16 protein-coding genes and 2 pseudogenes are annotated in these 21,252 nt (G+C 73.8%); 8 read left to right on the top strand and 10 right to left on the bottom strand.

The window, feature by feature from the left end; translation table 11 throughout:
- Positions 1-152: 152 nt before the first annotated feature.
- From JF597_RS25275 to recA, 3 genes are all read right to left on the bottom strand, one after another.
- The gene (locus tag JF597_RS25275) at positions 153-2,681 is read right to left on the bottom strand and encodes an ABC transporter permease (RefSeq protein ID WP_293999123.1); all 2,529 of its coding nucleotides are present in this window, start codon (positions 2,679-2,681) and stop codon (positions 153-155) included.
- Positions 2,682-2,781: 100 nt separating this feature from the next.
- Positions 2,782-3,624 carry a recombination regulator RecX gene (gene recX / locus JF597_RS25270; protein WP_293999024.1) on the bottom strand — a complete coding sequence of 281 codons (843 nt, stop codon included), beginning with the start codon at positions 3,622-3,624 and terminating at the stop codon, positions 2,782-2,784.
- Between the two features lie 4 nt (positions 3,625-3,628).
- Entirely contained in the window at positions 3,629-4,762 is a 1,134-nt protein-coding gene (gene recA, locus JF597_RS25265) for a recombinase RecA (RefSeq protein WP_366916444.1), read from the bottom strand.
- Positions 4,763-5,322: 560 nt separating this feature from the next.
- On the opposite strand from recA, the gene JF597_RS25260 reads away from it, so the two are divergent.
- The 4 genes from JF597_RS25260 (at position 5,323) to JF597_RS25245 (ending at position 8,734) form a co-directional block, all read left to right on the top strand.
- Positions 5,323-5,598 carry a polyprenyl synthetase gene (locus JF597_RS25260; RefSeq protein WP_293999021.1) on the top strand — a complete coding sequence of 92 codons (276 nt, stop codon included), beginning with the start codon at positions 5,323-5,325 and terminating at the stop codon, positions 5,596-5,598.
- Complete coding sequence (locus tag JF597_RS25255; protein ID WP_293999019.1) at positions 5,591-6,643, top strand: polyprenyl synthetase family protein; 1,053 nt, start codon at positions 5,591-5,593, stop codon at positions 6,641-6,643. Before JF597_RS25260 ends, JF597_RS25255 begins: the two co-directional genes overlap by 8 nt.
- Positions 6,644-6,691: 48 nt before the next feature.
- Complete coding sequence (locus JF597_RS25250; protein WP_293999016.1) at positions 6,692-7,852, top strand: oxygenase MpaB family protein; 1,161 nt, start codon at positions 6,692-6,694, stop codon at positions 7,850-7,852.
- 78 nt (positions 7,853-7,930) lie between these two features.
- Positions 7,931-8,734 (top strand): hypothetical protein, encoded by an 804-nt coding sequence (locus JF597_RS25245; protein WP_293999013.1) that lies wholly within the window; start codon positions 7,931-7,933, stop codon positions 8,732-8,734.
- 12 nt (positions 8,735-8,746) lie between these two features.
- Here the strand turns inward: JF597_RS25245 and JF597_RS25240 are convergent, their stop codons facing one another.
- Positions 8,747-10,015, bottom strand: coding sequence for an AI-2E family transporter (locus JF597_RS25240; RefSeq protein WP_293999010.1), 1,269 nt, complete (start codon positions 10,013-10,015; stop codon positions 8,747-8,749).
- Between the two features lie 60 nt (positions 10,016-10,075).
- Complete coding sequence (locus JF597_RS25235; protein ID WP_293999007.1) at positions 10,076-10,270, bottom strand: DUF3046 domain-containing protein; 195 nt, start codon at positions 10,268-10,270, stop codon at positions 10,076-10,078.
- Between the two features lie 80 nt (positions 10,271-10,350).
- Here JF597_RS25235 and JF597_RS25230 point away from each other — a divergent pair, with 80 nt between their 5' ends.
- The gene (locus tag JF597_RS25230) at positions 10,351-11,295 is read left to right on the top strand and encodes a hypothetical protein (protein WP_293999004.1); all 945 of its coding nucleotides are present in this window, start codon (positions 10,351-10,353) and stop codon (positions 11,293-11,295) included.
- A 50-nt stretch (positions 11,296-11,345) separates the two neighbouring features.
- Here JF597_RS25230 and JF597_RS25225 read toward each other — a convergent pair whose 3' ends face one another.
- The 3 genes from JF597_RS25225 to JF597_RS25215 are packed head-to-tail and all read right to left on the bottom strand — an operon-like array spanning position 11,346 to position 13,265.
- Positions 11,346-11,654, bottom strand: a complete 309-nt coding sequence (locus JF597_RS25225; protein ID WP_293999001.1) for an AzlD domain-containing protein — start codon at positions 11,652-11,654, stop codon at positions 11,346-11,348.
- Complete coding sequence (locus tag JF597_RS25220) at positions 11,651-12,403, bottom strand: AzlC family ABC transporter permease (protein ID WP_293998999.1); 753 nt, start codon at positions 12,401-12,403, stop codon at positions 11,651-11,653. Before JF597_RS25220 ends, JF597_RS25225 begins: the two co-directional genes overlap by 4 nt.
- Positions 12,404-12,413: 10 nt before the next feature.
- The gene (locus JF597_RS25215; protein WP_366916443.1) at positions 12,414-13,265 is read right to left on the bottom strand and encodes an AraC family transcriptional regulator; all 852 of its coding nucleotides are present in this window, start codon (positions 13,263-13,265) and stop codon (positions 12,414-12,416) included.
- Between the two features lie 424 nt (positions 13,266-13,689).
- Between JF597_RS25215 and JF597_RS25210 the strand changes: the two are divergent.
- The 3 genes and pseudogenes from JF597_RS25210 (at position 13,690) to JF597_RS25200 (ending at position 20,169) form a co-directional block, all read left to right on the top strand.
- Positions 13,690-18,481: pseudogene (locus tag JF597_RS25210) on the top strand (ATP-dependent helicase).
- A gap of 48 nt (positions 18,482-18,529) precedes the next feature.
- Entirely contained in the window at positions 18,530-19,372 is an 843-nt protein-coding gene (locus JF597_RS25205; protein WP_293998997.1) for a DNA-formamidopyrimidine glycosylase family protein, read from the top strand.
- Between the two features lie 32 nt (positions 19,373-19,404).
- Positions 19,405-20,169 (top strand): SDR family NAD(P)-dependent oxidoreductase, encoded by a 765-nt coding sequence (locus tag JF597_RS25200; RefSeq protein ID WP_293998994.1) that lies wholly within the window; start codon positions 19,405-19,407, stop codon positions 20,167-20,169.
- 327 nt (positions 20,170-20,496) lie between these two features.
- Here the strand turns inward: JF597_RS25200 and JF597_RS25190 are convergent.
- Both JF597_RS25190 and JF597_RS25185 read right to left on the bottom strand, forming a co-directional pair.
- A pseudogene (locus JF597_RS25190) lies at positions 20,497-20,586 on the bottom strand (DNA starvation/stationary phase protection protein); the annotation flags it as partial.
- Positions 20,587-20,878: 292 nt separating this feature from the next.
- Entirely contained in the window at positions 20,879-21,250 is a 372-nt protein-coding gene (locus JF597_RS25185; RefSeq protein WP_293998989.1) for a helix-turn-helix transcriptional regulator, read from the bottom strand.
- Positions 21,251-21,252 lie beyond the last annotated feature (2 nt).

Below are 21,252 nucleotides of genomic sequence, written 5' to 3'. Positions count from 1 at the left end.
GGAGACCGTGGCGGCGAAGCGTCCGTCCTCGAGGGCCGCCGGCCCCTCGTCCGTGCCGTTGACGGTGCCGATCTTCACGCGCGTGGCCCCGGCCGCGTCGCCGCCCGGCCCAGGCCGTCGGGCGTTCGGGAGGTGGCCGTGCGGGGCCGGCTCTAGTCCTTCACCGTCGCCGCCGTCACCACCGGCACCCGCAGGGCCACTCGGCCGGGAAGAGCCGCGGCCACCAGCGCGAGCAGCGCGGCGATCGCCACGACGGTCACGTACAGCAACGGCGTGACCGTCGCTGCGGCGTGGCCCGTCATGCCGGCACTGAACCCGGTCAGGACGGCGAGCGCGATGCCGCTGCCGAGCGCGGTGGCGAGCGCCAGCACGGACAACACCTCGGTGCGCAGCATCCGGAGCACCTGGCGGCGGGTGGCACCGGCCAGCCTGAGCAGCGCGAACTCCCGCCCCCGGTCGGCGACCGACATGGCGAGCGTGTTCACGACGGCGATGGCGGTGAAGGCCAGGACCAGCCCCATGGCCAGGTAGTCGACTTCGGCGTTGTCCTGCCGGCGCTCGGCCCGGAGGTCGTCGGCGGCGGTCCGCGAAAGAATGTCGAGCCCCGGGAACTCACGCAGCGTAGTCGCGAGTTGTGCATGTGTACGGGCGGTGCTCACGAGGACGGAGGAGGCGAGCGGGTTGTCCACGTGGTGCGAGACGAGGTCGTGGGCGAAGGTGAGGTCGCCGAAGCCGAGACCCCGGGCGTAGACGGCGGCGACGGTGAGGGTGGCGGGCGTGCCGTCGCCGAGGGTGAGTTCCAGGGAGCTGCCGGGTTTCAGGTGGTGCTGGTCGGCGGCCAGTTCGCTGACGGCGACGGTGCGGTCGGTGAGCCGGTCCAGGGAGCCGGCGGTGACGTCGGGGTCCCAGGTGCGGGTGAGGCCCTCGGGGGTGACGCCCTGGGCCGGGTACTTGTCGAGCCCGACGCGGACGGTGGTGCGGACCACCTCGGTGACGGCGTCGTGGTGCGCCCGCAGCCGCCGTGCCGCGTCGGCCGGGACGCCCGGGCCCTGTGCGGTGACGACCCAGTCCGCGGTGACTCCGGCGCGGGCCTGGGCGCCGGCGGCGGCGTCGAGCGTGGACTGGACGAACAGCACGGTGCAGGTCATGCCGATGAGCAGGGTGAGGGGGGTGACGACGGAGGCCATCCGGGCGGCGTTGCCGCGCAGGTTGGCGGTGGCGAGCCGGCCACCGTGACCGGTGAGCCGCAACGGGCCGGCGAGCAGCAGCGCGGCCGCCCTGACCAGCAGCGGACCGAGCAGGGCGACGGAGATGGCGAGGACCACGACGGCGAGGAAGGTGACGGGGGTCGAGGCGGGTTCGGTACGCAGGGAGGTGAGCAGCACGACGAGGACGACTCCGCCGGTGAGCAGCAGCAGACCGGCGGCGATCCTGCCCCGGGCGGGCCGGGCGGGCTCGACGCGGGACTCGGCCAGCGCCTCGGTCGGCCGGATCCGGGTGATGCGCCGGGAGGCGATACGGGCCGCCGTCCAGGCCCCCGCCAGGGTCGCGGCGAGCGCGGCGAGGGGCGGGACGACACCGGTGGTGTGCTGAAGCGCGGCGGGTACGGCGCCGAGCGCGACGAACCTGGTGTGCAGCCAGGCCCCCAGAGGCAGGCCGAGGAGCGCACCGAGCGTGCCGGCGACCGCTGCGACGATCAGTGCCTCGCGGCCGAGCAGGCGGCGGATCTGTCCCGGGGTGGCGGCGACGGCACGCAGCAGGGCGAGTTCGCGGTGGCGCTGCTGGACGGTGAGCACGAAGGTGCCGACGACCACCAGGACCGCCACGAGCAGCGAGGTCCCGCCCATGGCGCCGCCCATGCTGACCAGTCGGACCCGGGCGGCGGCCGCGTCCAGGAACTCGACGGGGCCGCGGGCGTCCCCGGTGGAGACCTGGGCGGTGGTTCCGCGCAGCGTGTGCGTCACGGCCTGCTTCAGCCGCTGCGGGTCGGTGCCGTGCGCGGGCAGCACACCGAACGCGGTGACCTGCCCGGGGTGCGCGGCCAGCCTGCGGGCCTCGGCGGCGGAGAAGAAGAGGGCCGTCTGGTGGCGTACCTCCGTGGCCGGGGCGGCGATTCCGGTGATCCGGTACGTGCGCGGGGCCTGCGTCGACTGCACGGCAAGGGTGTCGCCGGGCCGCAGCCGGGCACGGGCGGCGAGATCGCGGTCCACCACCAGGTCGGTGGCGGTCTGCGGCGCGGTACCGGTGACCAGCCGGTACGGGGTGAGCGCGGCGGACTCCCAGGCGTGCCCGTAGGCGGAACGGCCGCCGGTGCCGGCCGGGGTCAGCGGCTGGGCGAGGAAGGTGAGTTCGGGCACCACCCGGGCGACGCCGGGTGTACGGGCCAGTCGAGCCTCCAGGCCGGCCGGCAGCCAGGCGCGCTCGGCGATGGGTTTCGCCTTGTGCTTGACCTTGGTCTTGCCCTTCTTGTGCTTGACGGTGGTCCGGTGGACGTACTGGTCGGCGGAGACCACGACCGGGGTCGCCGCGTAGCGCTCGGTGCGGATCGTGCCGCGCAGCCCGGTGTCGAGGAGGGTGCCGCAGGCCGTGATCAGGGCGGCCGCGCAGAACAGGGCGAGGAAGGCGCCGAGGAAACCGGCCTTGCGGGCACGGATGGTCTTGAGGGCGTAGCGCAGCAGCATCATGACGTACACCGTCGTCGACACACGGGGCCCGGGGCACTGCGGCGGTCCGGTGTCCTGACGGGGGGTTAACCCCACTGCCGTGGCGGCTGTCGCCCCGTCAGAAGTCCCCGCCCTCCAGGAACTCCGTGTCCTCGCCCTCCTCTTCCAGCGCCCGCCGGACGACCCGGAGGGCCATGCCCTCGGGGTACCCCTTGCGGGCGAGCATGCCGGCGAGCCGGCGGATCCGCTTGTCGCGGTCGAGGCCCCGGGTGGAGCGGAGCTTGCGGGCGACGAGTTCGCGGGCCGTCTCCTCCTCCTGCTCGGAGTCGAGCTGGGCGACGGCCTCGTCGACGAGCGCCGAGTCGACACCCTTGGTGCGCAGTTCCTGGGCGAGGGCGCGCCGGGCCAGTCCCCGGCCGTGGTGCCGTGACTCCACCCAGGCGCCGGCGAACGCGCTGTCGTTGATCAGCCCGACCTCCTCGAACCGGGACAGCACCTCCTCGGCGACGTCGTCCGGGATCTCCCGCTTGCGCAGGGCGTCCGCGAGCTGTTTGCGGGTGCGCGGGGTCCCGGTGAGCAGGCGCAGACAGATCGCCCGCGCCCGCTCAGCCGGGTCCGCAGGAGGTTCCCCCTGCTCGGCCCTCGACGAGGAGGAGGAACCTCCGTCCTCACCGGACGGCTCCCCGAAGCCACGTCGACGGCGCGTCCCGGACTTCCGCGAGCCACGGCCGGGTGACCCGTGCCCGCGGGGCCCGCCCGGGCCGCCGTGCGTGCCGTCGCCGTACAAGCCGTCGGCGTACGCGGCGTCGCCCCCGTTTGTGCCGCCTCCGTGGTTGTCGCCGCCCGTGCCGTAGGCCTCGTCACCGTCCCCGGTGGAGCCCGGGTCGCCCCCGGTGCCCCTCCCCCGTGGGGCACCGGGGGACGCGTACTCGTGGTCGGCCCAGTCGGTTCGTCGTGTCACGGCGTCAGCTCTTGGCGGTGGCGGCCTTGGGCTTGGTGACCTTGGCGGCGGCCGGGACGGGCACCGTCTTCGCGGCGTCGTCCGTGGCCGTGGCGGTGGTGACCGCCGCGTCCGCGCCCGGCTCGGCGGCGGGCGTCTCCGGGCGGACACCGACGCCCAGCTTCTCCTTGATCTTCTTCTCGATCTCGTTGGCCAGGTCGGGGTTGTCCTTGAGGAAGTTGCGCGCGTTCTCCTTGCCCTGGCCGAGCTGGTCGCCCTCGTACGTGTACCAGGCGCCGGCCTTGCGGACGAAGCCGTTCTCCACTCCCATGTCGATCAGGCCGCCCTCGCGGCTGATGCCCTGGCCGTAGAGGATGTCGAACTCGGCCTGCTTGAAGGGCGGTGCGACCTTGTTCTTGACGACCTTGACACGGGTGCGGTTGCCGACCGCCTCGGTGCCGTCCTTCAGGGTCTCGATGCGGCGGATGTCGAGTCGCACCGAGGCGTAGAACTTCAGCGCGCGGCCACCGGTCGTGGTCTCCGGGGAGCCGAACATCACGCCGATCTTCTCGCGGAGCTGGTTGATGAAGATCGCGGTGGTCTTGGACTGGTTGAGCGCGCTGGTGATCTTCCGCAGCGCCTGGCTCATCAGACGGGCCTGAAGGCCGACGTGGCTGTCCCCCATCTCGCCCTCGATCTCCGCGCGCGGGACGAGCGCGGCGACGGAGTCGATCACGATGAGGTCGAGGGCACCGGAGCGGACCAGCATGTCCACGATCTCCAGCGCCTGCTCGCCGTTGTCCGGCTGGGACAGGATCAGGTTGTCGATGTCGACGCCGAGCTTCTGCGCGTACTCGGGGTCGAGAGCGTGCTCCGCGTCCACGAACGCGACCTGACCGCCCGCCTTCTGCGCGTTGGCCACAGCGTGCAGGGTCAGGGTCGTCTTGCCGGAGGACTCCGGTCCGTAGATCTCCACGACGCGGCCTCGCGGCAGGCCACCTACGCCCAGGGCGACGTCGAGTGCGGTCGACCCGGTCGAGATGACCTCGATGGGCTCCTTCGTCCGGTCACCCATGCGCATGACCGCGCCCTTGCCGAATTGCCGTTCAATCTGAGCGAGCGCGGCGTCGAGCGCCTTCTCGCGGTCGGTTCCTGCCATGGGTTCCACCCGGTTTGCTTGAGTCGATCGCTTCACGTCAAAGACGCTAACGCCTGCCACTGACAATGCGCCCCGACGCCGGTTCGGCCTGTGGACAACTCGGGGACTTCTCTACCGAAAACGTGTCGAAATGCCGTTGACATCCCCACCCGGAGCCTCACCGGAGCTCCCATAAGAATGGATGTTCGATTTTCGTGTCAAGCGCACCACGCGGTACTCCCGCCACTTCCCCGCAGGGTGCTCACCCACCGCTCACCCATCGGACGCGGGCGGCGAGCACGGGACCTGCGCGACCCGAGGGCGGGCGCGGGACGGCCCCGCACGGAGCGCGAGGCGGAGCCGGCCGGCGCCCCGGAGGCGGGCGTGCGCGGCCCGCGGGCGGGAGCGTGCGGCGCGCCGGGGGCGGCAGCCGGAAGGAGGCCCGCGGTGCGGTCCACCGCACCACCCCGCGGGGCGTTCACCCGATCGTGAGTTTCCGTCTGCCCGTGCCCGTCCTGCCGCGATGCTCGAAGAGGCGGCCGGGGAGAGCGCCGCCTCTGGTGCCGTGGGTGGGAGAGCGCATGACACATGAGACGGGACGACGCGGTCTGGACGAGCAGGCCGTGCTGCTGGCGGCGGGGCTGGCCGATCTGGCGGTGAGCACGGTGGGCACCGCCTTCGGGACGTTACGGGGGCTGCTGCGCCGCTCGGACGCCGGCGCGCTGGCGGCGGAGGCCGAGCACGACCTCACCGCACGGGGGCGCCTGGTCCTGGACCGGTACGCGGCCGTGCCCTCGGCCCATCTGGAGATCCTCGCCCGGCACGCCCTCGCCCGGCGGGCCGCCGGCGATGACTGACCGGTGGGATCCGGCCCCCTTCAAGAACCGCGTCGACGACGTGCTGCGCCGGTTCGTCGCCGAGGAGGCCGACCTGTTCGCGGCGGTCGACCCGCTCCTGGCCCCGGTGGCGGAGCAGCTGGAAGCGGCGGTCACGGACGGCAAACGGCTGCGGGCGGCGTTCTGCTACTGGGGCTGGCGTGCCGTGGGCCAGCCGGACAGCGACGCGCTGGTGCGGGCGGCGGCCTCCATGGAACTGGTGCACGCCGCCGCCGTCGTCCACGACGACCTCATCGACGACAGCCCGCTGCGGCACGGCCGCCCGACCCCGCACATCGCCCTGCGTGCCGCCGTACCGGACCGTCCGGGCGCCGACGACACCGCGCGGTCGCTGGCGATGCTCGTGGGCGATCTGCTGATGTCACTGGCCGGGCAGCTGTTCGCGACCTGCGGGCTGCCCGCCGCCTACCTCGCCCGGGCCCGCCCCCTGTGGTCGGTGCTGGCCCGGGAGCTGATCGCGGGCGAGTGCCTGGAGATCCTGCGCACCGGAGCCGGTCCGGACACCGCCGCCTCGCTGAAGGTGGTCCGGTACAAGACCGCCAAGTACACCGTGGAGCAGCCTTTGCTGATCGGCGGCGCCCTGGCCGGGGCCGGCGAGCGGCTGCGCGCGGGGTACTCCGCGTACGGACTGCCGCTGGGCGAGGCCTTCCAGCTCCGCGACGACCTGCTCGGCCTGTTCGGGGCACCGGAGCACACCGGCAAGGCCAACGCCGACGACGTCCGCGGCCACCGGCCCACCGCCCTGCTGGCGGAGACCTGGCGCCTCGCCCGTGCCGACGACCGGGAGCGGCTGGGCGCGCTATTCGGCAGCCGTGATCTCGACGCGGACGGCCTGGACGCGGTCCGCGAGGTGATGTGCCGGCTCGGGGCACCCGACCGGATCGAGCACATGATCGGCGCACGGGTCGTGGAAGCGCTGGACGCCCTCCACGGACTGAACCTGCCGGCCTCCGCCACCGGAGCCCTGACCTCGCTGGCCCACTCGGCCGCGGTCCGCCTGTCCTGACCCCCACGGGTGGCCCGGACGGCGCCCGCGACGACAAGGAGCCCTGCCGTGATCCACACCGAGGCCTCGCTGGACACCCTGCGGCACGCCGGTGACGAACTCGCCGACGCCACGGTCGCCGCCCTCTTCGAGCGCGGGGAGGTGGGCACGTTCAACACGCTGATGCGCTACGTCTCCACCGCCGGCGCGCCCCTGCCGGACGGGCTGCCCGACGTCGCGCGGGAGTACCTGGAGGCCACCCGGGTGCCGCCGTCCTGGGTGGACTGGGGCGAGATGGAGAAGGCACGGCTGTTCTTCATCGACAACAACGTGCACATCTCGACCGCGCTGTCCTTCGCCGCCATGCCCGCCTGTTACGTCGTCCCGCGCGTGGCGAAGCTGCTGTCGGCCACGCACGGGCTGAAGTACCCGTCCAAGCGCATGGCGGAGACCGGTCAGTTCACCGTCTACCTCATGCGGCCCGACGCCTTCGAGGCCGGCAGCCGCTTCGTCCCGGCCGCCCAGAAGGTGCGCCTGCTGCACGCCTCCATCCGGCACCACCTCGAGCGGGAAAACCGCTGGGACACCGAGGCGCTCGGCACGCCGATCTGCCAGGAGGACATGATCGGCGGGCAGATGTTCTTCTCCATGCTGGTCCTCGACAGCCTGCACCGGCTGGGCATCCACCTGTCCACGGAGGGCGCGGAGGCGTACTACTACGCGTGGCGGGTGGTGGGCGCCATGCTCGGCGTCGACCAGGAGGCCGTCCCGAAGACCCTCGAGGAAGCGCGCGTCTTCCTCGACCTGTACATGGTCCGGCACATGGGCCCCTCCGAGGAGGGCGCGGTCCTGACCCGGCAGCTCATCGACCTCTACGAGGAGGTCGTCCCCGGCACCTTCTTCGACCCGGTCGTCTCCGCCCTGATCCGCCACCTGGTCGGCGACACCTGCGCCGACTGGCTGGAGGTGCCGCGCACCCCGTGGGACACCGTCGTCAGGGCCGTACCGCACCTCCTCGGCGTCCTGGAGACCATCGAGGACCGCTCCCCGCTCGGCGCCTGGGCCCTGGACCGCCTCGGCCACCTCACCACCGTCCTCGAACTGTCCTCGCTCACCCGCGGCCGCGTCATGCACTACGCCATCCCCGAACACCTCAGGAAGGACTACGGCGTCCCCGGCGGCGTGCCCCGCACCCGGCGGTGGACCCCGCCGGCCGCCACGGTCTCCTGACCCCTACTCCCCAAGGCGTACGGCGGGTGCCTTCGGCCGGACGACGACCATGCGGACGGGCCCCGGGAGGCTGGGCGCATGTCCTCCTCCCTGAAGAGTCCGCCCCGCAGGCCACCGGCGAACCCGCTGACCGGGATCCTGACCGGGGCGCGGCCCGCCGAGCGTCTCTGTCACGCGACCGGCGTGCTGCTCGTCGTCTCCGGTCTGGCGCATCTGGTGGTGTTCGCGGTCGACGGCGGCCCCTGGTACGGGCCGGTCTCCTGGCGCAAGCCCGTCACGTTCGGGCTCTCCTTCGGGCTGACGCTGATGGCGGTCACCTGGGTCACCTCCTACCTGAGGGCCGGGGAACGGCTGCGGACCGTCCTGCTGCTCGTGTTCGCCGCCGACTGCGTGGTGGAGGTCGGCGGGATCACCCTGCAGGCGTGGCGCCGGGTGCCCTCGCACCTCGACATGGAGACGCCCTTCGACACCTCGGTGTCGATGATGCTCGCGGTGGGCGGCGGGGTGCTGGTGGTGCTGCTCACCGTCTTCGCGGTGGTGTCCTTCCGGAGCCGGCCGGCCGGTCCCGTCGGCATGGCGCTCGCGGTGCGCTCCGGGTTCGCGGTCCTGCTGGTGGCGCTCGCCTCGGGAGCGGCCATGATCGCCCGCGGGGTGGTGCTCGTCCGGACCGGGCACCAGCAGGCGGCGTACGACTCGACGGCCCCGCTCAAGCCGCTGCACGGGGTCAGCCTGCACGCGGTGCTGGTCCTGCCGGCCCTGGCCTGGCTGCTGTCCCGCACCACGTGGAGCGAGCAGACCCGCCGGCGGGTGGTGACCGCGGCGGTGGGCTGCTACGCGGCCGCCGTCGCCGCCGCCGGGGTGTGGGCGGTACTCACCTTCTGATCGCGGCGGCGGTCAGGACGGAGTGTCTGCGGAGCTCTCGGCCGGCCGCTGCTGCCATATCAGGCGCTGCACGAGGCGCCGCGCGCGTGTGAACAGCCCGGGGCCGCCCGTGCCCCGCCGGCGGTGCCCCTGCACCCGGGGGTCGTCCGTGACGTCGTACCGCTTCACGTAGGCGCTCAGGAACGCCTGGAGCGTGGCGACCGCCGGGATGGCGATCAGTGCGCCGACCGCGCCGAGGAGCGCGGTGCCCGCGATGACCGAGCCGAAGGCGACCGCCGGGTGGATGTCGACCGACTTGGACGTCAGCTTGGGCTGGAGCATGTAGTTCTCGAACTGCTGGTAGATCACGACGAACACCAGCACCCACACCGCGTACAGCGGGTTGACGGTGAACGCGATCAGCATCGGCAGCGCGCCCGCGAGATAGGTGCCGATGGTGGGGATGAACTGCGAGACCAGCCCCACCCACACGCCCAGCACGGGCGCGTACGGCACGCCGAGGGCCTCCAGCAGGATGTAGTGCGCGATTCCGGAGATCAGCGCCATCACACCGCGCGAGTACAGATAGCCGCCGGTCTTGTCGACGGCGATCTCCCAGGCGCGCAGCACCTCGGCCTGGCGGGCGGGCGGCAGCACGGAGCACAGGGTGCGGCGCAGCCGGGGGCCGTCGGCGGCGAAGTAGAAGGCGAACAGCGTGATCGTCAGCAGCTGGAAAAGGCCGCCGAGCACCTGCCCGGACACGTCGAGCGCACCGGCCGCGCTGTTCTGCGCGTACTTGCGCAGCCAGTCGGAGTGCAGCAGGCCCTCCTGGACGTCGACCCGCTTCAGTTCGGTGTGGAAGCTGTGGTTGACCCAGTTGATGACCGAGTCCAGGTAGTCGGGGAAGTCCTCGACGATCTTGATGATCTGTCCGGCCAGCATCGAGCCGAGCAGGGTGATGAACCCCGCGGTGGCGATCGCCAGGCCGAGGAAGACCAGGAAGGTCGCGAACCCGCGGCGCATGCCGCGGGAGGCCATCCAGCTCACCGCGGGCTCGATGGCGAGCGCCAGGAAGAACGCGATGAGGATGTTGATCAGCAGTCCGGTGAGCTGGTGGAAGGCCCAGCTGCCCAGCTGGAAGGCGGCGACGAAGGCAAGCGCCAGCACCATGGCACGCGGCAGCCAGCGCGGCATGCGGGCGCCCGGCGCCGCGGCGCCGGGCGCCGGTGATCCGGCGCGCGGCGTCGGGCCGGCCGGGGATGCGTCCTGGGCGGTCCGCCCGTCCTCGTCAGTGGTTGCCACGGTGCAAGTCTCGCCCACGCCACTGACAACGCGTGGCCCGTACCCGATCTCCGCGCACGGTCAGCGCCTCTCCCCCGGAACGTTCATGACCGTGCAGACCACGCGCCACACGTCCTTGGCCTCCCAGCCGGCGTCCAGCGCCTCGTGCACCGTCAGCCCGCCGAGCTCCGTCATCACGTGATCGCGCGCGAAGGTGTCGGCGTACCCGGAACCGAAGTGTTCCGCCATCCGCTGCCAGAAAACCGTCAACCGCATGAAACCAGTATCCCGCCCCTGAGAGTGGGCCCTGCCCGGGAGCGCTTGCCGAGACCGCTTTCCGCCCTACGGTCTTGCGCATGGCCGAAACCGGAGCTTCCCCACTCCCCCCTACGCCCCCGGCGCACTCCCCGCTCTTCCGCGCCGAACAGTTCATGTGGCTCACCGCGCGCGTGCTGGAGCAGCGTCTCTTCTCGTACCACTTCCTGAACGGCGGCCCCGATCCGGTGGAGACCGCACTGGACGCCTACCGCAACGAGGACGGCGGCTACGGACACGCGCTGGAGCCGGATCTGCGGGGCCCGGTGAGCCAGCCGCTGCACACCGGGCACGCACTGCGGGTCCTGGACGCCATCGGGCGGTGCGGCGGGCAGCGGGTGGAGCGCGTGTGCCGTTACCTGACGGCCGTCTCCACGGCGGACGGGGCGCTGCCGGCGGTCCGTCCCAGCCAGCGCGGCTATCCGGCGGCGCCGTTCGTCCCGGTCGTCGACGACCCTCCCAGCGAGCTCCTCGCCACCGGTCCGGTGGTGGGCCTGCTGCACCGCAACGAGGTGTGGCACGCGTGGCTGTTCCGGGCCACCGATTTCTGCTGGCAGGCGATCGAGTACCTGGAGAAGTCGCACCCCTACGAGATCGAGGCGGCGGTCGCCTTCCTGGACACGGTGCCCGACCGCTCACGCGCGGAGGCGGCCGCCGACCGGCTGGGCCGCCTGGTGCGCGAGCAGCGCCTGGCCGCTCTGGACCCCAGGCGCCTCGAGGCGCACCCGGTCGCCCCCGGCTACGCCCCGCGCGAGCACCACTTCCCGCACGACTTCGCGAAGTCCCCTGACTCGCTCGCGCGCGCGTGGTTCACCGACGAGGAGATGACCCGCTCGCTCGACTTCCTCGCCGCCGAACAGCAGGCGGACGGCGGCTGGCCGATCCGCTGGCGCCAGTGGACACCGGCCGCCGCCCTGGAGGCCCGCCCCGGGGTGACGATCGAGGCCCTGCACACGCTCAGGGCGTACGGCCGCTTCGTGGGGTGACGGGAGCCGGCTGCCCGGCGCCGACCGAGGAGAGCCGGGTGACGGAAGTCTCAGCCGGTGACGGCGCGCAGCCCCGCCGTGACCGCCACGGCGACCCCGACGACGACCAGGAAGGGCGCGCGCAGCACCAGCGCCACGGCCGCCGCCCCGAGCCCCGCGGCCCGGGCGTCCAGCACGAGCGCGTGGCCGTCGGCGAACGTCTGCTGGGCCGTGAGGGCGGCGAGCAGGGCCACGGGCAGCAGGGCGGCCAGCCGTCGCACGAGCGGCCGCTCCAGCACGCCCGCGGGCACCAGCAGTCCGGCGAGCTTGACGACGTAGCAGCCGAGGGCGGTCGCGCCGATCGCGATCCAGACGTTCACCTGGTCTCCTCGGAGGCCTCGTCGCGGGTACGGTCGCGGCCGGACCGGCGGCCGGAGACGAACAGCGCGGCCGGTGCCGCCAGCGCGGCCACCAGCACCGGCACCCCGGCCGGCAGCACGGGCAGCAGGCCGAGCCCCAGCAGCACCGCAAGGGCGGCGACCGCGCGGTCGGTCGTGGTCTTCAGCATGGGGGCGAGCAGGGCCAGGAAGACGGCGGGCCCGGCCGCGTCCAGGCCCCAGGCGCCGGTGTCCCCGACCGCCTTGGCGCCGAGCGCGCCCAGCAGGGTGGTGAGGTTCCACAGCACGTACAGGCTGAGCCCGGTGACGGTGAAACCGATCCGGGCGGCGCGCCGCTCCGGCTGGGCCAGGGTGACCGCGGTGGTCTCGTCGATCACCCACTGGGCGGCGAACGGCCGCACCGCGCGCGGGAGGGCCAGCACCTGCGAGAGGCGCAGCCCGTAGAACGCGTTGCGCACCCCGAGGAAGAAGGCGCCGGCCGCCGCGGTGAGCGGGTTGCCGCCGGCCGCGAGCGCGCCCACCAGGGCGAACTGGGAGGCGCCGGTGAACACCAGGAGGCTGAGCGCGCAGGTCTGGAGCAGGCCGAGCCCGCTGCCGGCCGAGGTCACCCCGAAGGCGAACCCGGAGAGTCCCACGGCGACGCCGACCCCGAGGGCGTCCCTGACGACGGCGGCGTCCGGCTTCGGCCCGTCCTCGCCGCGTATGTCTGCGAGTGCTGTCTGTTGTGCCACGCCCAGGACGCTACGGACGGCCGACCCGCGCGTCTTGTACGTTCTTGCGCTCCCGCTGGTAGGCGCCCGGCGGGACGCCGACGATCCGGGCGAAGTGCCGGTTGAGGTGCGGCTGGTCGGTGAAGCCGACGGCGACGGCCGCCTCGGCGGGTGCGGTGCCGGCGTCCAGCAGCAGCCGGGCGCGGCGCACCCGGGCGTCGGTCAGCCAGGTGTGCGGGGGCATGCCGTAGACGTCGCGGAACGCCCGCAGCAGCGCGAAGGGGCTGGTGCCGAGGTCGGTGGCGAGCCGCTCCAGGGTGGGCGGCTCGGCCATCCGCTCCTCCAGCACCGCACGCGCGCGTGCGGCCAGCCGGGCGCCTGCGGTACGCACCTGCCGCTGCGGCAGCGGACCGCCGTTCAGCCGCAGCAGCCGGGTGATCGCGACCCGCAGCAGGGTGTCGGCCGCGAGCGCGTTGCCCTCGTCGGCGGCGCGCAGCACCCGGTGCACGAGGGCGACGCTGTACGGATCGTCCAGCACGGGGCTGACGAAGCCGGGGGCGCCCCGGACGGCGGTGGTCTCGGCGGCGATCTGCGCCACGAGGTCCGGCGCCGGGTAGACGGCCCCGTACCGCCAGCCCTCGGGCACGCCGGCCCGGCCGGTGTGCGGGGTGTCCGGGTTGACCAGCGCGAGCGCGCCCGCCCCCGCGGACACGTCGGAGCCCCGGTGGTGGAAGACCTCGACGCCGTCCGCGATGGCGGCGATCACGAAGTGCTCGTGGGTGTGCCGCACGAACGTCTTCCTGATGTACCGGGCACGCAGCAGATCGACCCCGGGCAGCGCCTCGTACCGCCAGTGCCGCGCCCGCTCCTCCGATCCCGCCATACCCCCATTGTCGACCGCCCCACCCCACCTGGCCGCTCCCAGCCCCCACTCCCGCTCCCGCCCAGCCGCCCCCACTCCCACCCGACCTCGCCCGGCCCCCTGCCACCACTCCATGCCACCATCCCCGCGCCACGCCCCACCATCCGCAACCACCACCCTGCTTCCGCTTCCCGACCACCCGGCATCTCCGCCCCCCACCGACCACCCGCCACGGCCACATCCCCGTCCGGCCCTCGCGAGCCATGGCCCGCACCCACCCGCTTCGCGCGGTCGCTGACGGCGCGTCCGCCCCACGGGTCCCACCCGCACCCGACGAAGAGCCCGGCACGGGTGGTGCGGGTGGGAACACAACGGCCGAAGGCGAAGCCGAGGACATCTCCGCAGGTCAGACCGGACTGTCAGTGGCCGGGTGCAGGATGGACGCATGGCGAAATCCGCACACCGGGCCCTCGACGGCTTCTCCCCCGCGACCCGCGGCTGGTTCACGGGGGCGTTTTCCGCGCCCACCGCGGCTCAGGCGGGCGCGTGGCAGGCCATCGGCGCGGGCTCGGACGTGCTGGTCGTCGCCCCGACCGGCTCCGGTAAGACGCTGGCCGCCTTCCTCGCCGCCCTGGACCAGCTGGCCTCCGCCCCACCCCCGGCCGATCCCAAGAAGCGCTGCCGCGTGCTGTACGTGTCACCGTTGAAGGCCCTCGCGGTCGACGTCGAGCGGAACCTGCGCAGCCCGCTGACCGGCATCCGCCAGGAGTCCGTCCGGCTCGGCCTGCCCGAGCCGGAGGTCAGGGTCGGCATCCGCTCCGGCGACACCCCGGCCGCCGAACGCCGCGCCTTGTCCACCCGTCCGCCGGACATCCTGATCACCACCCCGGAGTCCCTGTTCCTGATGCTGACGTCGGCCACGCGCGACGCACTGACCGGCATCGAGACGGTGATCCTGGACGAGGTGCACGCGGTCGCCGGCACCAAGCGCGGCGCGCACCTCGCGCTCTCCCTGGAGCGGCTGGACGAACTGCTGCCGAGGCCGGCCCGCCGCATCGGCCTGTCGGCGACCGTCCGCCCGGTCGACGAGGTGGCCCGCTATCTCTCGCCGCGCCGCAAGGTGGAGATCGTCCAGCCGAAGTCCGGCAAGGAGTTCGACCTCTCCGTCGTCGTCCCGGTGGAGGACATGGGAGAGCTGGGCGGCTCCCCGGCCACCGACGGCGCCGAGGGCGCGGAGAAGCCGTCGATCTGGCCGCACGTGGAGGAGCGGATCGCCGACCTGGTGCAGGCCCACCGCTCGACGATCGTGTTCGCGAACTCCCGCCGCCTCGCGGAGCGGCTGTGCAACCGGCTCAACGAGATCGCCTACGAGCGCGCGACCGGCGAGCCGCTGGACGAGCACCACGCCCCGGCCGAGCTGATGGGCGGCTCGGGCGCGGCCCAGGGCGCCCCACCGGTCCTCGCCCGCGCGCACCACGGCTCGGTCTCCAAGGAGCAGCGCGCCCTGGTGGAGGAGGACCTGAAGGCGGGCCGGCTGCCCGCCGTGGTGGCCACCTCCAGTCTCGAACTGGGCATCGACATGGGCGCGGTGGACCTGGTCGTACAGGTCGAGTCCCCGCCGTCGGTCGCCTCCGGCCTCCAGCGCGTCGGCCGCGCGGGGCACCAGGTCGGCGCGGTCTCCACCGGCGTGGTCTTCCCCAAGTACCGGGGCGACCTGGTGCAGGCGGCCGTGGTCACCGAGCGGATGCGCACCGGCTCCATCGAGTCCCTGAAGGTCCCGGCCAACCCGCTCGACGTGCTGGCCCAGCAGCTGGTCGCGATGACCTCACTGGACACCTGGCAGGTCGACGACCTGCTCGCCACCGTCCGCCGCGCGGCGCCCTTCGCCTCGCTGCCGGAGTCGGCGTTCACCGCGGTCCTCGACATGCTCGCGGGCCGCTACCCGTCGGACGCGTTCGCCGAGCTGCGCCCGCGTGTGGTCTGGGACCGGGTCGCGGGGACGATCACCGGCCGCCCGGGCGCCCAGCGGCTCGCCGTCACCTCCGGCGGTACCATCCCCGACCGCGGCCTCTTCGGCGTCTTCCTGGCCGGCGCCGACCCCAAGAAGGGCGGCGGCCGGGTAGGCGAGCTGGACGAGGAGATGGTGTACGAGTCCCGGGTGGGCGATGTCTTCACCCTGGGCACCAGCTCCTGGCGCATCGAGGACATCACCCGCGACCGCGTGCTCGTCTCCCCCGCCCCGGGTGTCCCGGGCCGGCTGCCCTTCTGGAAGGGCGACCAACTGGGCCGCCCGCTCGAACTGGGCCGCGCGGTCGGCGCGTTCCTGCGCGAGGTCGGCGCGCTCCCCAAGGACGACGCCCGGCTGCGCCTCCTCGCGGCGGGCCTGGACGCCTGGGCTGCGGACAACGTGCTGTCGTACCTGGACGAACAGCGCGAGGCCTGCGGCCATGTCCCCGACGACCGCACGATCGTGGTCGAGCGCTTCCGCGACGAGCTGGGCGACTGGCGGGTCTTCGTCCACTCCCCCTTCGGCGCCCAGGTCATGCACGCCGACGACGGCATCGTGCTGCGGCTGCCGGACGCCGACCTGATGGGCCTCGACCTGCTCGACCAGGCCCCCATGAAGGCCGGTTCGGAGTACGACGCCGAGCAGGCCCCCGTGGGCGCGGCGGACGTCGCCTTCGACAAGGGCGAGGTCGACCAGATCGTCACCGACCAGGTCGGCGGCTCGGCCCTGTTCGCCTCCCGGTTCCGCGAATGCGCCGCCCGTGCGCTGCTGCTGCCGCGCCGCAACCCCGGCAAGCGCACCCCGCTGTGGCAGCAGCGCCAGCGCGCCGCCCAGCTGCTCCAGGTGGCCAGCGAGTTCGGGTCGTTCCCGATCGTCCTGGAGGCCGTCCGCGAGTGTCTCCAGGACGTCTTCGACGTCCCCGGGCTCGTGGAGCTGATGGGCGACCTCGAATCCCGCAAGGTCCGCCTGGTCGAGGTCACCACCCCGGAGCCGTCCCCGTTCGCCCGTTCCCTCCTCTTCGGCTACGTCGCCCAGTTCCTGTACGAGGGTGACTCCCCGCTCGCCGAGCGCCGCGCGGCCGCGCTCTCCCTGGACTCCCGGCTGCTGGCCGAGCTGCTGGGCCAGGCGGAGCTGCGGGAGCTGCTCGACGCGGAGGTGCTGACCGAGCTGGAGCGCGAGCTCCAGTGGCTGGCCGAGGACCGCCGGATCAAGGACCCGGAGGGCGTCGCCGACGTGTTGCGGCTGCTCGGGCCGCTCACGGACGCCGAGTTGGCGGAGCGGGGCGCCGAGCCGCAGTGGGCCGCGGAGCTGGCGCGTGCCCGGCGGGCCATCAGGGTCCGGATCGCCGGTGCCGAGCACTGGGCGGCGGTCGAGGACGCGGGCCGGCTGCGCGACGCCCTCGGCACGGCCCTGCCCGTCGGCGTCCCCGAGGCCTTCACCGAGCCCGTGAAGGACCCGCTCGGCGACCTCCTCGCCCGGTACGCGCGCACCCACGGCCCGTTCACGTCGACCACCGCGGCCGCCCGCTTCGGGCTCGGGGTGGCGGTCACGGAGGGCGTGCTGCAGCGGCTCGCCGGGAGCGGGCGGGTGGTGCAGGGCGAGTTCCATCCGGCGGGCATCGGCCAGGAGTGGTGTGACGCGGCGGTGCTGCGCAGGCTGCGCCGCCGTTCGCTGGCCGCGCTCCGGCACGAGCTGGAGCCGGTGGCACCGGCCGCGCTCGCCCAGTTCCTGCCGCAGTGGCAGCACATCGGGAAGGGGCACGGGCTGCGCGGCGTCGACGGACTGGTGCGCGCCGTGGAGCAGTTGCAGGGCGCGTCCGTACCGGCGTCCGCCCTGGAGAAGCTGGTGCTGCCGTCCCGCGTGGCGAACTACGCGCCCGCGATGCTCGACGAACTCACCGCGGCCGGCGAGCTCGTGTGGGCCGGCGCGGGCGCCCTGCCCGGCAAGGACGGCTGGGTCTCCCTGTACCTGGCGGACGCGGCCCCCGTGCTCCTCCCGCCGCCGCACCCGCTGGAGCTCACCGCCCTCCACCAGTCCGTCCTCGACGCCCTCTCCGGCGGCTACGGCCTGTTCTTCCGTCAGATCGCCGACCAGGTCCGCGCCACCACCCACCCCGACGCCACCGATCCCCAACTGGCCGATGCCGTCTGGGACCTGGCCTGGTCCGGGCGGCTCACCAACGACACGCTGGCGCCGATGCGCTCGCTGCTCGGCTCGGGGCGTACCGCGGGCTCCACGGCGCACCGTGCCAAGCGCGCCGTCCCGCGGGGCCGCTACGGCTCCCTGACGGCCGCCGCCCGGCCCGCCTCCCGTACCGGCCCGCCGACCGTCGCCGGACGCTGGTCCCTGCTGCCGCAGCGCGAGCCGGACACCACCGTGCGCGCCCACGCCCTGGCCCGCACCCTCCTCGACCGGCACGGTGTGGTGACCCGCGGCGCGGTCGCTGCGGAGGGCGTCGAGGGCGGTTTCTCGGCGGTGTACCGGATCCTGTCGGCGTTCGAGGAGAGCGGGCAGGCACGCCGGGGTTACGTCGTGGAGGGCCTGGGCGCGGCCCAGTTCGCGATGGACGGCGCGGTCGACCGGCTGCGCGCGGTGTCCAACGCCCGTGAGCGGGGCGAGAGACGCGACCGGTCTGCCCGACCTGGACGGTGACTTCACCTGGCCGCCCGAGCCGCCCACCGCCCCCGGTGACTACGTCTCCCCCAAGGATCTCGCCCCCGCCGACCCGTTCGCCGCCCCCGGCTACGGCGGTCCCCGAGGCGGCAGCCCCGCGAACCCCTACGGCCCGAACCCGTACGCCCACGGCAACCGCCACACCCGCTCCCCCGCCGCCCCCGACCCCAGAGCCGTGGTCCTCGCCGCCGCCGACCCGGCGAACGCCTACGGTGCCGCCCTCGGCTGGCCCGAGCCCCCGACCGGCGCCGGGCACAAGCCGGGCCGCAAGGCCGGCTCGCTCGTCGTCCTGGTCGACGGCGAGCTGACCCTCTACATGGAGCGGGGCGGCAAGACCCTGCTGGCCTGGCCGACCACCCCGGACACGGCCGCCACCGACGACACCCGGCTCCGTACGGCGGCGGAGGCCCTCGCGGCCGCCGCCCGCGCCGGCACCCTCGGCACGGTGACGGTGGAGCGGGTGAACGGCACCTCGGCGCTGACCTCCCCGCTCGGCACCCTCCTGGAGGCAGCGGGCTTCATCGCGACCCCGCGCGGCCTGCGCATACGGGCGTGAAGCACGGCGCGCACCTCACCTGCCGCCCCCTCGTGCCACCCTTGACCCATGCCCGAGGGTGACACGGTCTGGCAGGCCGCGAAGCGCCTGCACGACGCGCTCGCCGGCCAGGTGCTGACCCGCAGCGACTTCCGCGTGCCCAAGTACGCCACGGTCGACCTCGGCGGCCGTACGGTTTTCGGCACCACCGCGCGCGGCAAGCACCTGCTCACCCGGTTCGAGGGCGGCCTGACCCTGCACACGCACCTGCGGATGGAGGGCGCCTGGAAGGTCTACGGCGCCGGTGAGCGCTGGCGGGGCGGTCCCGCGCACCAGATCCGGGCGATCCTGTCCACCGCCGACCGCACGGCCGTCGGGTACCGCCTCCAGGTCCTGGAGCTTCTGCGCACCGGCGAGGAGGAGCGCGCCGTGGGCCACCTTGGCCCCGATCTGCTGGGCCCCGACTGGAACCCCGACCGCGCCCTCGCCAACCTCCTCGCGGACCCCGCCCGCCCGCTCGGCGAGGCACTGCTCGACCAGCGCAACCTCGCCGGGATCGGCAATATCTACAAGAGCGAGCTCTGCTTCCTGATCGGCGCGACCCCCTGGCTCCCGGTCGGTGCGCTCCCCGCCGACCGCGCCGCCCGGCTCCCCGGCGTCGCCCAGCGCCTCCTGGAGGCCAACCGCGACCGCGTGGTCCGCCGCACCACCGGTCTGCGCGACCACGACCTCTACGTCTACGGCCGCGCTCCCCGCCCCTGCCTGCGCTGTGGCACCCCGATCCGGCTCGCCGACCAGGGCGACGGCTCCCGCGAGCGCCCCACCTACTGGTGCCCCGCCTGCCAGACCGGCCCGGCTCCCGCCCCCGGCGCCCGGCGCGCCCACGGAACCCGCCCTCGCACGACCAATTGACGACCCGTCAGAAACGCTCGTACCGTCCCCTCATGTCCCTCAAGGCGTACGACCTCACCGGACGCACCGCATTCGTCACCGGCGCCGCCGGAGGCATCGGCCGGGCGTCCGCCGTGCTGCTCGCCGAGGCGGGAGCGACCGTGCACTGCGCCGACCGGGACGCGGACGGCCTGCACGAGACGGCGGCGCTGGTCGAGGACCGGGGCGGCACCGCCCGCACCCACACCCTCGACGTCACCGACCGGGCGCGGCTCGGGGAGGCCGTGCGGTCCTGCGGGCGGCTGGACGTCATGGCGGCGATCGCCGGGATCATGCACCGCAGCACGGTCCTGGAGACCAGGGACGAGGACCTCGACCGGGTGCTGGGCGTCAACTTCAAGGGCGTGCTGTACGCCTGTCAGGAGGCGGTCCGGCTGATGCTGGCCGGGCGGAGCGGGGGCAGCATCATCACCATGGCCTCCGGGGCGATCGACACCGGCGGCCCCGGCCTGCTCTGCTACGGCGCGGCCAAGGCGGCCGTGGTCCAGCTGACCAAGACCCTCGCCAACGAGGTCGGCCGCCAGGGCATCCGGGTCAACGCGGTCGCCCCGGGCTGGACCCGCACCCCCATGACCGACCGCGACGACGGCGCGGAGCAGCAGCGGACGGAGGCCCGGATGGCCCGGATGTCGCCGCTGGGCCGGGTCGGCGAGGCGGCGGACGTCGCGCACGCCGTGCTCTATCTGGCGTCCGACGCCTCCTCGTTCACGACGGGCCAGATCCTGCGCCCGAACGGAGGGGTGGCGATGCCCTGGTAGCCCCTTGGGTCCGCCAGGCAGTCCGCCAGCGCGCCGGCCCGAGGGCCCCCGCCGCCCGGGCCCTCGGCACGCAGTTGACGGGCAGCAGGCTCAGTCCCCACCCGCCGGCGGCCACGGTCCCCTCCAGCGCCCCGGCGCCGTCGGCGAAGGTGATCCGCAGCACGGCCCACCACCACAGCGCCGCGAACCCCAGCGCAACCCCCCAGCGCACTATCCGCCCCACCATGGCCGTCACCTCCAGCCGGACGCTAGAACGCCGCCCGGCCCACCGGGGAGGCGCATCGAGGGCTCACCGATGCAACGGCGGTGGACCGGCATCGGCCTCTGCTACTCGTTCTCCGCCTGGAACATCCGGTGCCGCCTCTCGAGATCCGCCGTGATCCCGATGAAGAGGCCTGGGGTGACCGGGGCGGCCTCCTCGGCCGCCGACGCCCGCTCCGTCCCGCACCGCCTCGGCCACGGCCTGGGGCCGCGTCGGACAGCGGGCTCTTCACGACGTGCATGCGTTGTCTCCGGTCGTCAGCCCCCGGTCAGCGTTCCTCCACCATGACCGGGCGGGCGGACTCCGGCAAATGGACGCATGCGGTCCACAGACGCACGAAGGCCCCGGCCGCACCTTCCCGGGTCTCCCCGGGAGGGCCCCGGCCGGGGCCTCGCGCACTTCTTCGACGCCAGGTCGGCGCCGCATCGGTCTACGTCCGCGCAGGTGTCACGCGGCGACCACGTCCACCGCCTCGGCGGGCGCCTTGATGGTCACCCGTTCCGGTGGCACGCCGGTCACCGAGACGGTACCCAGCATCGGCCGAACCGGCGTGGGCACGGGCTCGGTGGCCTGGGCGGACTGGGCCAGCTCCGCGAGGGCGAGTTCGTCGCTCACTTCTCGCATGAGCTCGGACATCCGTACGTCCAGCGCGTCGCAGATGGCGGAGAGCAGCTCGGAGGAAGCCTCCTTCTGCCCCCGCTCCACCTCGGAGAGATAGCCGAGTGAGACTCGGGCGGACGAGGAGACTTCGCGCAGAGTACGGCCCTGGCGCTGGCGCTGCCGACGCAGCACGTCACCCAGCAGGCGACGGAGCAGAATCA

The sequence above is a fragment of the Streptomyces sp. genome, assembly GCF_019510245.1.
Classification (GTDB): domain Bacteria; phylum Actinomycetota; class Actinomycetes; order Streptomycetales; family Streptomycetaceae; genus Streptomyces.
The sequence above is the reverse complement of the archived record's forward strand: the minus strand, read 5'-3'. Positions and strand labels throughout refer to the sequence as shown.

Excerpts from the sequence above, each read along its gene's own strand:
- JF597_RS25275 (WP_293999123.1), bottom strand. The coding sequence starts at position 2,681 with ATGCTGCTGCGCTACGCCCTCAAGACCATCCGTGCCCGCAAGGCCGGT.
- recA (WP_366916444.1), bottom strand. The coding sequence starts at position 4,762 with ATGGCAGGAACCGACCGCGAGAAGGCGCTCGACGCCGCGCTCGCTCAG.
- JF597_RS25260 (WP_293999021.1), top strand. The coding sequence starts at position 5,323 with ATGACACATGAGACGGGACGACGCGGTCTGGACGAGCAGGCCGTGCTG.
- JF597_RS25255 (WP_293999019.1), top strand. The coding sequence starts at position 5,591 with ATGACTGACCGGTGGGATCCGGCCCCCTTCAAGAACCGCGTCGACGAC.
- JF597_RS25245 (WP_293999013.1), top strand. The coding sequence starts at position 7,931 with ATGTCCTCCTCCCTGAAGAGTCCGCCCCGCAGGCCACCGGCGAACCCG.
- JF597_RS25235 (WP_293999007.1), bottom strand. The coding sequence starts at position 10,270 with ATGCGGTTGACGGTTTTCTGGCAGCGGATGGCGGAACACTTCGGTTCC.
- JF597_RS25230 (WP_293999004.1), top strand. The coding sequence starts at position 10,351 with ATGGCCGAAACCGGAGCTTCCCCACTCCCCCCTACGCCCCCGGCGCAC.
- JF597_RS25215 (WP_366916443.1), bottom strand. The coding sequence starts at position 13,265 with ATGGCGGGATCGGAGGAGCGGGCGCGGCACTGGCGGTACGAGGCGCTG.
- JF597_RS25205 (WP_293998997.1), top strand. The coding sequence starts at position 18,530 with ATGCCCGAGGGTGACACGGTCTGGCAGGCCGCGAAGCGCCTGCACGAC.
- JF597_RS25200 (WP_293998994.1), top strand. The coding sequence starts at position 19,405 with ATGTCCCTCAAGGCGTACGACCTCACCGGACGCACCGCATTCGTCACC.